Genomic DNA, 11405 nt, shown 5'->3' with positions numbered 1-11405 from the left:
CCAGTGACCCGCCGCACAGGCGGGTTTTTCGTTTGATGCTCCGTCCCTACGCCTGGCGAAAGCTCCGAAGGAACCCGTTGACCCGAGTTCGTTGCCCTGAGCCGACGCATGGAGGCCGTGACGGACTGGTGATTCCAGGCTAAAGCAATTCCAGGAAAAGTGTGAAGCGGTTTTTCCGTCCGGAATTGCGTCAAAACAAAGAGATGGAGCGGTTCAACGTTTCCGTTAAACGATGAACTGCTCTAGAAAAATCCGCATGGTTTTCACCTCGCCCAAGACTGCCTTGCCGGCCTCGGAGGGTCCGCTCACCGACATCTTGCGCGGATTGCGGCTTGATGGCGTCGACTATGGCCGCTGCGAACTTTCGGAGCCATGGGCCGTGTTGTTTCCAGCCCAGAAGGCTGCGCGGTTTCACTTCATTGGCCGCCGCGGATGCTGGCTGTTTTCGCCAGCCGGAGAATGGATTGAGCTGACACCCGGCGATGCGTTGCTCTTGCCGCGCGGCGCCGAGCATGTCGTTGCCAGCGCGCCTGGCATTCCTGCCGTGCCGATCGAAAGCTACACTGTCGAGCCTTTGCAGGACAATGTCTTCAATGTCTCCAATGGCGGCCACGGCCCGAAAATCTTGCTGTTTTGCGGCAGCATGCACTTCAACATGGACGGACCGCACCCCTTGCTGGGCATGATGCCGGACATGATGCGCGCCAAGGAATTGATGGCTGGCGAGCCAGGTATTCCGCATCTGCTGCAAGCCATGGCCAGCGAAATCACCATGAACCGCGCCGGTTCCGGCGGCATGCTGGCGCGGCTGGCCGACGTACTGGCTGCAAGCATCATCCGTTCATGGGTGGAAAACAGCGGCGGCGACACCAGAGGCTGGATCGCGGCGATCAGGGATCGCGACATCGGCCGCGTACTTGCCGCCATTCATCTGCAGCCCGACAGGAACTGGACTGTCGAAGCGCTGGCGCGCGAAATGGGCGCCTCGCGATCGGCCTTCGCCGAACGCTTCACGGCCGTCGTTGGCGAAACACCGGCGAGATATGTCGCCCGGATACGCATGCACCAGGCGCGGCAATGGCTGATCGATGATCGGATGCGGGTTTCGGTGGTCGCCGCCAGACTGGGTTACGATTCCGAAGCGTCGTTCAGCCGGGCGTTCAAGCGCATCATAGGCATCTCGCCCAGCCACCTGCGCACCGTCGACGGCACCTCCGAAAACCGCTGAGGCGATCCCGGATCCGCGGCCATGGATCGCAGGGTCTGGATGAATTGCCAAGCCTTCCGGACGCAATGCCATTGCCGGGCCACCCGCATGCAATAGCTTGCCATAACCAGGCAGCCAGAGGCCGGCGTCCAGTCGGTCCGAAGAGGAGAACCATGCCAAATCATCCGAAGGTCATCGCACTCGCCGTCATGCTTGCGGTTCCCGGGCGCGCCTTTGCCCTCGAGGACAGCTACCTGCCGGCCGACAAGATCCCCTATGTGGCGGAAGTGCCCGACCAGCCGCATCGTCTTGGCCCATTGTGGGGCGAGCGGGCCAAGGGCCCGGCAGGTACGTTGCTGAAGGTTCCCGGCAACTGGCGTGCACCGGTCCATGCGCACACCGCGGATTATCGTGCGGTGGTCATAAAGGGGCTGTGGGCGCACTGGCAGATGGATGGCGGCGAGGCGACCAAGGTCGAACTGCCTCCTGGATCCTACTGGACCCAGAAAGCCAATGAGATGCATGACGACGCCTGCGTCTCCGACACGGAATGCGTGATCCTGCTGATCAACGACACGCCCTACGAAACCTACTTCCAGAAATAGGCTGGGATGCGGCCTCACGCATGTCGCCCAAAAGTGACCTCGGTTTTGGGAGAACGACATGCACAAAAACAAAGACCTAAAGCGCGTCGCATGAATCCGTTTCAGCGCGACGCGCTTTATGAGGCGTGTCGCAAGCTGACGCCGCTGCCCTTGTCGAACAGCACCACCTTGTCGGGGTTCCAGGCAAAGCGCACCGCCTGCTCGATGGCGACGTCGGTCCTGGCCGGCACGGTGGCACGCAGTGTCGCGTCGCCGACGCGCAGCGTCAGGATCTTTTCGACGCCGTGGTTCTCGACGTCGTGAACATGCGCCTCGACCGGCGCGCCGCTCTCGAGATAGACGTCCTCGGGACGAATGCCAAAGACGAGCGGGCGACCGTCGGTCGCCCCGCCCGCTTTGGCTCCCCCCGAAAAAGGCAGTTCGAAGTTCAACGGAGCCATCACCGCGCGGCCGTTCACAAGCTTGCCGTCGATGAGGTTCATCGGCGGCGAGCCGACGAAGCTCGCCACATAGGTATCGCGCGGATTGTTGTAGATCTCGTGCGGCGTGCCGGTCTGAACGATGCGGCCATGGTTGAGCACGCCGACCTTGTCGCCCATCGACATCGCCTCGATCTGGTCGTGGGTGACGAACAGGAAGGTGGCGCCGAGCTGCATCTGCAGGTTCTTCAGTTCAGTCCGCAGCGCCTCGCGCAGCTTGGCGTCGAGCGCAGACAGCGGCTCGTCCATCAGGAACACACGCGGCTTGCGCACGATGGCGCGGCCGATCGAGACGCGCTGCATCTCGCCGCCGGACAGCCGATCCGTCTTGCGGTCGAGCAGGTGCTCGATCCGCAGCGTACGGGCGGCACGGTCGACGCGATCCTTGATCTCGGCGTCGGGCAGCCGGCGAATTTTCGGCTTCAGCGGGAATTCGAGATTTTCGCGCACCGTGTAGCGCGGATAGAGCGAGTATTGCTGCAGCACCAGCGCCACGTCACGCTCGGCCGCACCCCAGTCGGCGACGTCGACGCCGTCGATGAAGACCTGGCCTTCGCTCGGCTTTTCCAGGCCGGCGATAAGCCGCAGCGTCGTCGTCTTGCCGGCGCCCGTCTCGCCCAGCAGCACGAAGAACTCGCCATCGGCAATATCGAGATCGAGCCCGGTGAGCGCAGTGTGGTTGCCGAAAGTCTTCGAGATGTTCTTGAGCTGGATATGGGCCATGTCTATCGTCCCGATCTCTTTTTCGAGGGTGTCTGCCCTCCGCTATAGCTCCGGGCGTTCGATTGTTCGAAAGGCCAAGTCATTGGCCTTTCGTGTCCTTCGGCCATCACAATCTCACTCCCAGCGACTTGCCGCTTGCCGTGTCGAAGAAATGCGCTTGGGCCGGATCGATCCTGGCGAACACCTTCTGGCCGGGACCGGCGACGAAGCCGCTCTTGGTGCGTGCGCGCAGCATCTTTGAGCCGACCTTGAGATCGACAATGTCGAAGGAGCCAAGCGGCTCGACGATCTGCGTCTCGACCGGCAAAAACCCCTCCGTCGCCTCGCGGCGGATGAGAACGCCTTCCGGCCGGATGCCGAGCGCGAGCTGGCCGCCTGCATGGCCGTTGAGCTTCGACAGCAGCGACCGCGGGAACTCGAAGCCGGCGGGAGCCCCGCCGACCGTCACCGAGACCGAGGACGCCGTCTCGGCGACTGCCGCATCGGCGACGTTCATCACCGGACTGCCGACGAATTGCGCCACGAACAGATTGGCCGGGTGCGAATAGACCTCGTCGGGCGAGCCGACCTGCTGCAGCACGCCTTCATGCATGATGACGATGCGGTCGGCGAGGCTCATCGCCTCGACTTGGTCGTGCGTCACATAGATGGTCGTCGACCCTTGCTTGATGTGCAGCCGCTTGATCTCGGCCCGCATCTCCTCGCGCAGCTTGGCGTCGAGCGCGCCGATCGGCTCGTCCATCAGCATGGCCTTCGGCCGCCGCACCAGCGCCCGGCCAATGGCGACGCGCTGCATGTCGCCACCCGAGAGCGCCGATGGCTTCTTGTCCAGCAGATCGGTGATCTGCAGCGTCTTGGCGACGGAGCGAACCTCGCTGTCGATCTCCGTCTTGCTCTTGCGCGTGGCGCGCAAGGGGAAGGCGATGTTCTCGTAGACGCTCATATGCGGATAGAGCGAGAACGACTGGAAGACCATGGCAATGTCGCGGTCGGCGGCCTTTAGATGCTGGATCGGTTTGCCGTCGATGAGGATGTCGCCCTCGTCGATCGTTTCCAGCCCGGCGATGGCCCGCAGCGTCGTCGTCTTGCCGCAGCCCGACTGGCCGAGCAGAACGATGAACTCGTTGTCGGCGATCTTGAGGTTCAGGTCCTTGATGACCTGGACGGCGCCGAAGAATTTCTGGACGCCGCGAAGCTCGATCTGGGTCAATGCTGTGCTCCCGGATTGCGCACCTGGCCGGTGCCGGCCTTTTCCTCAGGCGCGATCTTGGAGGTGACGTTGAAGCCGACCAGCCCGATCAGGATGATGGTCAGGCCATATGTGTGCAACAACAGGTTCCAGGGCTGGCAGAGTGCTATGATGCCGAGCACCATCAGCACCTGCGAACCGGGCTCCAGATATTTCTGGTTGATGGCACGAAAGCTCATTTGCGAATCGCTCCGAAGGACATGCCGCGCAGCAGATGGTTGCGGAGCAGGAACGTGAAGATCGCGACCGGCAGCAGGAATAGAAAGGTTCCGGCGGCGATCACCGTCCAGTCCGGCAGGCCCGAGCCGACCTGGCTCGGGATGAAGGGCGGTGCGGTCTGGGCGCGGCGGTTGGTCATGATCAGTGCGAAGGCATATTCGTTCCACGCGGTGATGAAGCAGAACACCGCGGTGGCGGCGATGCCGGTGGCCGCCTCGGGCAGCACGATCTTGAAGAAGGCCTCCATGCGCGTGTAACCGTCGACCAGGGCCGCCTCTTCATACTCTTTCGGTATCTCATCCATAAAACCCTTCATCAGCCACACCGAGAAGGACAGGTTGAAGGCGGTGTAGAGGATGATCAGGCCCACATGCGTGTCGTTGAGGCCGACCGCCCGGTACATCAGGAACATCGGGATCGCCACCACCACCGGCGGGAGCATGCGTGTCGACAGGATGAAGAAGAGCAGGTCAGCCTCCCCCTTCACCTTGAAGCGCGAAAAGCCATAGGCGGTGAAGGTGCCCATGCCGACCGCCAGCACCGTGGAGGTGATGGCGATGATCAGCGAGTTCATGAAGCGGCTCGGATAGCCGGACCATTGCACCTGGCCCTTGCCGTCGCGCACGATCTTTTCACCGCCGTCGAAGACGACGCGCTCCCACCAGGGCGCTGCCGCATACTCTTCCGGCGTCGGCGCGCTGCGCAGTTGCGAGCGCTTGGTGAACAGTTTGACGAAGGGCGATATCTCCGGCTGGAACACCACCGTCGGCGGGATGGTCGTGGCAAGATTGCGCGGCTTGAACGCCGTTGAGGCAATCCAGTAGATCGGCGCGAGGAAGATGATCGTCACCAAAAGGACAACGACGATGGCGACGCGATTGAAGCCGATTTCGGAAGAAGTGCGGACGGCGGCCATCTCAGCGCTCCTTCACCTTGTTGAGGTATTTGACGTAGATGTTGGTGATAGCCAGCACCATGATCAGCACGATGTAGGCAAGCGCGCAGGAGCGCCCGGTCTGCCATTCCTGGAACGCCATCTTGTAGAGCCGGATCGAGATCACCTCGGTGGTTGGCTGGCTGGTCAGGATGTAGGCGAGATCGAAGGTCTTGAACGCCTCCATGGTGCGGAAGATGATCGCGATCATCAGAATCGGCGCGACCAGCGGCAGCGTAATGCGAAAGAAGGTATAGAACGAGCCGGCGCGGTCGATCGCCGCCGCCTCGTAGAGGTGCTTCGGCACTGCCGACAGGCCGGCAAGCGACAGCAGCATGACGAAGGGCGACCACATCCAGATGTCGGTGATGGCAACCGCGTAGAGCGCCATGTCAGGGTTGGACAGCCACTCGAAATTGCCGAGGCCGAGTGCATAGTTGATGACACCCCATGACGGATCATAGAGCAGTTTCCAGAACAGACCGACGACGGCCATCGACAGCATCATCGGCAACAGCAGCAGTGTCGTCAGCAGGCCCTTCAGCGGGATATCGCGGTTGAGCAGCAACGCCACGCCAAAGCCGACGATGACCTGACCGACCACGGAGACGATGACATATTTGGCGGTGATGGCGAAATTCGACCAGATGAACGGGTCGTTGAGCAGTTCGCGGTAATTCTGCAGTCCGACGAAATTGGCCGCCGCCGGGCTCGACGCGCGAAAGTCGGTGAACGAATAGCCGAGCGAATAGAGCAGTGGAAAGATGTTGAAGACGATCAGGAAAACGATCGTCGGAATGATGAAGAGATTTCGGATCGTGAGGTCGCTCATGCCGCGGGTGGCGGAGCGCGAGTTGGGATCCAGCGTGGTCATGACTGCAGTGGCCAAAGCCAGTTCCTTCCTTGAGAAAAGAAAACGGAAGGGGTGGGCTCCCACCCCTTCCGAGCGTTGGTGCGGTTTACTTCACGCGGTTGTACTTCTTGAACGTCGCGTTCCAGTCCGCGGCGAGCGCATCGAGCACTTCCTTGGCCGTGCCCTGATTGCCGGTGATGTACGGATAGACGCGTTGGTTCATCGCGATGAGCAGCTCGGCATATTCCGGCGTCGCCCAGAAGTCCTTCACCTTGAACATGGTTTCGTAGAAGGCCTTGTTGTAAGGCGTGGCGTTCTGGAATTCAGGCGACTCGAGCACCTTGGCACTTGCCGTGTAACCGCCGAGTTCCGCCCACTTCTTCTGCGTCTCGTCTTTGATGAACCATTCCAGGAACTTCATCGCCTCTTCCTTGTTGTTGGAATAGGAGATGACGGAGATGCCCTGGCCGCCGAGCGCGGCGAACTGGTCGCCGTTCGGGCCGGCAGGGTTGGCGAAGAAGCCTGTGTTCTTGGCATTCGGGTTCGAGGCTTCGTTGATGAGCGCCGGGAAGAAGGCGAAGTAGTTCATGCTCATCGCAGCCAGATTCTCGGTGATCGCCTGGTTGTCCTCGATGAAGAAGCTCTTGGCCCAACCAGGAGGTGTGAAGGAATAGAGTTCCTTGTAGACCTCGAGCGCCTTGACGTTCTGATCGGAGTTGATGATCCCGTCGACCTTGTAAGTGGCATAGTCGCCAAGTTCGCCGCCGTAGGAGAAGATGGCGTTCTCGACGCCCATCACCAGGGCATCATATGAATTGTCGGTGTAGATGGCGACGCCGTAGCGCTTCTGGTCGGGACGGTGGAAGAATTCGGCAATGTCCCGCAGCGCCTTGAAATCCTTCGGCACGCCGAGATCGTAGCCATACTTGGCCTTGAAGGCTTCCATTTCCTTGGGGTCCTCGAACCAGTCCTTACGGTAGGACCAGCCGACTGCGTCACCCTCGGCCGGGATCGACCAGTACTTGCCGGAGGCCGACGGATATTCGGCGTAGTACTTGACAGTCGCCGGCGCCATCACCTCCTTCAAATTATGCTTGTTGAAGAAGTCGGTAAGGTCGACATAGTGGCCCGCCTCGGATGCGGCACCGATCCACTGCGAGTCGCCGACCACCATGTCGTAGGCGCTGCCCTTGGCGTTGAACTCGGTGAATGCCTTGGTCTGGAAGTCGGACCAAGGTGTGGTTTCGACCGTGACCTTCACGCCGGTCTCGGCCTCGTAGAGGTTGACGAGTTCCTGCAAATAGTTCGCCGGATCCCATTCCGCCCAGAATATGGTGAGTTCTTTGTCCTGCGCGTAAACGGACGTTCCGCAGGCAAGCGTTAAGCCGATACCAGCAAGTGCGCTGGTCACTAACTTGCGCATAATGATTTCCTCCCTTGTGCGCGTTCTACCTTATCGTGCGAGCCGGCAACGGGGCCGGCCCTGGTAGTTCCTCCCGTGATCGCACCTTCCCGGTTTCGAGCCTCCTCGCCCCTGCCGGAAAATGGATCGCAGCCCTCACTTTCGATCCGCTTTTCTGATCCAATCTGGTATTACCAATTTTGCATGCACGTCAAGCCCTTTCTTGACAGCTTGACGTGGCCATTGCCATTGGATTCCGGCTTTATCTGCCTGTTTTACCAAGATTTTCCTACTCAGTGATATGATTGGGTATTGTCCGACACCCCACTCAACGGCTAAGATCAGTAGCGTGCATGCCAATCTGGTCGAACCAGATAGGCTCTATTTCATGACTGCCTTCGGATCGAGGCTGCCTCCTTCATCGACCGATTCCGCGACTGCCGCACGCACCAGCGCCCCGGCCGCCCAATGGGCGACCGCCCTCGTCCGGCGGCTGTCCAGTCCCCAGATATCCTTAAGCACAATCAGCACCTCGACGCCGAAGATCAGCGACAGCGCCTGCGCCAGCCGCTTGAAGTCGCGCGGCGGCAAACGGCTCTTGAGCGGCGCGATCGCATCTTTCAGCAAGTCGATGCGATGGCCGCGCGTAAAGGCGGGCTCAGCGCCCAGCGTGCCGGCCTGACGCCGCGCCCATTGATCGAGCGACAGCTTCAGTGCTGCCTTGAACGTGGCCTCGAAGGCCTCGATGCGCGGCATGGCCGTATCGAACAGCTCCGCGACCCGGCGCTCGGCATCGGCGGAGGTCGATCGCCAGGTGAGGATTGGCCCCAGCCCCTCGTCGACGACGGCCTGCACCAGTGCCGACTGGCTCGGGAAGTAACGATAGGCGGTGGCACGGGAAACCTCGGCCGCCTCGGCGACCTCGCTGACCGAGGGCGTGACGCCCGCCTGCATCAGCCTTGTTGCCGTCTCCAGCATCAGCCGTTTGGTCCGCGCGCGCGGCCCACGTTCGGGCACCGGGCCGGTTGCCCGTTCAGCGTCGTCGCTCGCAGTGGATTGTTGACGTGAGACATTCATACCAATACGATACGCGCGTCTCAAAAATTTGCAATGGTGTCCGCATCGTCGAGTGGCCCGGGCAATGAGCGATGGGGGCGGCATCGCGCCTGCCAGGATCGGGGGAGCGCAAATGAAGCGTATCTATGTGGTGGGTACCGCGGACACTAAGGGCGAGGAGCTCGCCTTCCTGGCCGATGCGATCACTGCTGCGGGCGCCATCGTTTGCCGTGTCGATGTCGGAACGCGCGACGCAACCATCCCCGTCGATATCGGCGCTATGGAAATCGCCGACCATCATCCCGGCGGCCGTGACGCCGTGCTCGGCGGCAATGACCGTGGCGCCGCGGTCGCCGCGATGGGCATCGCCTTCGCCCGCTTCGTCCAGTCGCGCACCGACATTTCCGGCATCATCGGCATTGGCGGCGGCGGCGGCACCTCGATCATCACATCGGGCATGCGCGCCCTGCCGCTCGGCTTGCCCAAGATCATGGTCTCGACGCTCGCCTCCGGCGATACCGCACCCTATGTCGATGTCTCCGACATCATCATGATGCCGGCGGTGACCGACATGGCCGGACTGAACCGGATCTCCCGTGTCGTGCTGCACAATGCCGCCCAGGCGATCCAAGGCATGGCAACCAAGCCGGCGCCGCCACCCGACGGCAAACCATCGATCGGCCTCACCATGTTCGGCGTCACAACGCCTTGCGTGACCGCCATCGCCGACCAGCTCCGTTCCAGATATGACTGCATGGTCTTCCACGCCACCGGCACCGGCGGCCGCAGCATGGAAAAGCTGGCCGACAGCGGCTTGCTGTCCGGCGTCGTCGACATCACCACGACCGAAGTTTGCGATCTGCTGTTCGGCGGTGTGCTGCCGGCGACGGAGGATCGTTTCGGCGCCATAGTTCGCACGGGGCTGCCCTATGTCGGCTCCGTCGGCGCGCTCGACATGGTGAACTTCTGGGCGCCTTCGACCATTCCGGAGCCCTATCGCGATCGGCTGTTCTACGAACACAATCCCAATGTCACGCTGATGCGCACCACGGCGGACGAATGCCGCGCGATCGGCGAGTGGATCGGCACCAGGCTCGCCCGCTGCGGAGGGCCGGTGCATTTTCTCATCCCGGAAAAAGGCGTCTCGGCGCTCGACATCGAAGGCGGCGCCTTCTTCAACCCGGAAGCCGACGCCGTTCTGTTCGAAGCCATCGAGCGCACCATCCAGCCCAACGGCAAGCGCCGCGTGACGCGCCTGCCGCTGCATATCAACGACCCGGAATTCGCAAAGGCTGCAACATCGGCCTTCCTCGACATCGCCAGACAGTGAGAGATCTCAAAAAATGCCCGCCATACCGCGCAAGGACATATTGAAGAAATTCAGGGGAATGATCGACAAGGGCGTGCCGATCGTCGGCGGCGGCGCCGGCACCGGCCTGTCAGCCAAGGCCGAAGAGGCTGGCGGCATCGACCTCATCATCATCTACAATTCCGGCCGCTACCGCATGGCCGGGCGCGGCTCGGCCGCCGGCCTGCTCGCCTATGGCAATGCCAACGAGATCGTCAAGGAAATGGCCTATGAGGTGCTGCCGGTGGTCAGACACACGCCTGTGCTGGCCGGCGTCAACGGCACCGACCCGTTCGTCATCATGCCGCTGCTGCTGGCAGAGCTGAAGACCATGGGCTTTTCCGGCGTGCAGAATTTTCCCACCATCGGCCTGTTCGACGGCAGCATGCGGCAGAGCTTCGAGGAAACCGGCATGGGCTTCGGCCTTGAGGTCGACATGATCGCCGAGGCGCACAAGCTCGACCTCTTGACCACGCCCTATGTCTTCAACCCCGACGAAGCCCGCGCCATGACCAAGGCCGGCGCCGACATCGTCGTCGCCCATATGGGTGTGACGACGGGCGGCTCGATCGGCGCGACATCGGCTAAGTCGCTCGACGACTGCGTCGTCGAGATCGACGCCATCGCCAACGCGGCGCGCTCGGTGCGCAAGGACGTCATCCTGCTTTGCCATGGCGGCCCGATCTCGATGCCGGACGACGCCCGTTACATCCTCTCCCATGCCAAGGGTCTGCACGGCTTCTATGGCGCCAGCTCGATGGAACGGCTGCCGGCAGAAGCCGCGATCGCCCGGCAGACCGCTGATTTCAAATCGGTGACACTTGGTGGCCAGAAGACCACGAAGAAAAAGAAGGGATGAGAGAGATGACCGACAAGAGCAAAATGTTTGTCTACCCGAAGGACGTCAGCGCCTTCGGCTTCGACTGGGGAAAATTGGCGCTGACGGTGGCGCCCGAAGTGAATGGCGCAACCCGGTTTTCCGGCGGTGTGGTGGACCTGCCTTCCGGCAAGGGTCACACGCGCCACAACCATCCGGGCGCGGAAGAAATCATCTTCGTCATCTCCGGTCATGGCGAGCAGATGGTCGAGGACGAAAAGGGCAATCCGGTGGTCGCAAAAGTCGGCCCCGGCTGCACCATCTATGTCCCGGAAAGCCGCTTTCATTCGACGCTCAACACCGGCGACGGGCCGATGCAGCTTTTCGTCGTCTATTCGCCGGCCGGGCCTGAACTGGTTTTGCGCGAGCTGCCGGATTTCAGGCTGATCGCGCCGGGGCAGTGATGAACTTGTTCTAGGGTAGCGCTGCCCCTCATTGTCCTGCCGGACATTT

The 11405-nt window shown here is 61.7% G+C and carries 12 protein-coding genes; 5 read left to right on the top strand and 7 right to left on the bottom strand.

Annotation, left to right across the window (positions count from 1 at the left end; genetic code table 11):
- Nucleotides 1-256: 256 nt before the first annotated feature.
- Nucleotides 257-1228, top strand: a complete 972-nt coding sequence (locus EOB80_RS33700; RefSeq protein WP_164762828.1) for an AraC family transcriptional regulator — start codon at nt 257-259, stop codon at nt 1226-1228.
- 152 nt (nt 1229-1380) lie between these two features.
- On the top strand, nt 1381-1812 hold the full coding sequence (locus tag EOB80_RS33695) for a DUF4437 domain-containing protein (protein WP_127332286.1): 432 nt from the start codon (nt 1381-1383) through the stop codon (nt 1810-1812).
- Nucleotides 1813-1928: 116 nt separating this feature from the next.
- Here the strand turns inward: EOB80_RS33695 and EOB80_RS33690 are convergent, their stop codons facing one another.
- The 7 genes from EOB80_RS33690 to EOB80_RS33660 form a co-directional block, all read right to left on the bottom strand.
- Nucleotides 1929-3014 (bottom strand): ABC transporter ATP-binding protein, encoded by a 1086-nt coding sequence (locus tag EOB80_RS33690; RefSeq protein ID WP_127268316.1) that lies wholly within the window; start codon nt 3012-3014, stop codon nt 1929-1931.
- Between the two features lie 106 nt (nt 3015-3120).
- Complete coding sequence (locus tag EOB80_RS33685) at nt 3121-4224, bottom strand: ABC transporter ATP-binding protein (RefSeq protein ID WP_127332284.1); 1104 nt, start codon at nt 4222-4224, stop codon at nt 3121-3123.
- Complete coding sequence (locus EOB80_RS33680) at nt 4221-4442, bottom strand: hypothetical protein (RefSeq protein WP_127268335.1); 222 nt, start codon at nt 4440-4442, stop codon at nt 4221-4223. Before EOB80_RS33680 ends, EOB80_RS33685 begins: the two co-directional genes overlap by 4 nt.
- Nucleotides 4439-5398 carry a carbohydrate ABC transporter permease gene (locus EOB80_RS33675; protein ID WP_127268334.1) on the bottom strand — a complete coding sequence of 320 codons (960 nt, stop codon included), beginning with the start codon at nt 5396-5398 and terminating at the stop codon, nt 4439-4441. The genes EOB80_RS33680 and EOB80_RS33675 overlap by 4 nt, the downstream gene beginning before the upstream one ends.
- Nucleotide 5399: 1 nt before the next feature.
- Nucleotides 5400-6305: a sugar ABC transporter permease gene (locus tag EOB80_RS33670; RefSeq protein WP_023812446.1), complete on the bottom strand. Its 906-nt coding sequence runs from the start codon at nt 6303-6305 to the stop codon at nt 5400-5402.
- Nucleotides 6306-6375: 70 nt separating this feature from the next.
- A complete protein-coding gene (locus EOB80_RS33665) occupies nt 6376-7692 on the bottom strand; it encodes an extracellular solute-binding protein (protein ID WP_127268333.1) in 1317 nt (438 codons plus the stop codon).
- Between the two features lie 360 nt (nt 7693-8052).
- Complete coding sequence (locus EOB80_RS33660) at nt 8053-8748, bottom strand: TetR/AcrR family transcriptional regulator (protein ID WP_127332282.1); 696 nt, start codon at nt 8746-8748, stop codon at nt 8053-8055.
- A gap of 112 nt (nt 8749-8860) precedes the next feature.
- Here EOB80_RS33660 and EOB80_RS33655 point away from each other — a divergent pair, with 112 nt between their 5' ends.
- From EOB80_RS33655 to EOB80_RS33645, 3 genes are read left to right on the top strand one after another with little or no spacing between them, the layout of a single operon-like run.
- Nucleotides 8861-10057 (top strand): Tm-1-like ATP-binding domain-containing protein, encoded by a 1197-nt coding sequence (locus tag EOB80_RS33655; protein ID WP_127332280.1) that lies wholly within the window; start codon nt 8861-8863, stop codon nt 10055-10057.
- A 13-nt stretch (nt 10058-10070) separates the two neighbouring features.
- A complete protein-coding gene (locus EOB80_RS33650; RefSeq protein WP_127322821.1) occupies nt 10071-10934 on the top strand; it encodes a phosphoenolpyruvate hydrolase family protein in 864 nt (287 codons plus the stop codon).
- 5 nt (nt 10935-10939) lie between these two features.
- On the top strand, nt 10940-11356 hold the full coding sequence (locus EOB80_RS33645; RefSeq protein WP_127322822.1) for a cupin domain-containing protein: 417 nt from the start codon (nt 10940-10942) through the stop codon (nt 11354-11356).
- Nucleotides 11357-11405 lie beyond the last annotated feature (49 nt).

The organism is Mesorhizobium sp. M7A.F.Ca.MR.245.00.0.0, from assembly GCF_003997415.1.
Classification (GTDB): Bacteria; Pseudomonadota; Alphaproteobacteria; order Rhizobiales; family Rhizobiaceae; genus Mesorhizobium.
Note: the sequence above shows the minus strand (reverse complement) of the source record. Positions and strands in the feature narration are given on the sequence as shown.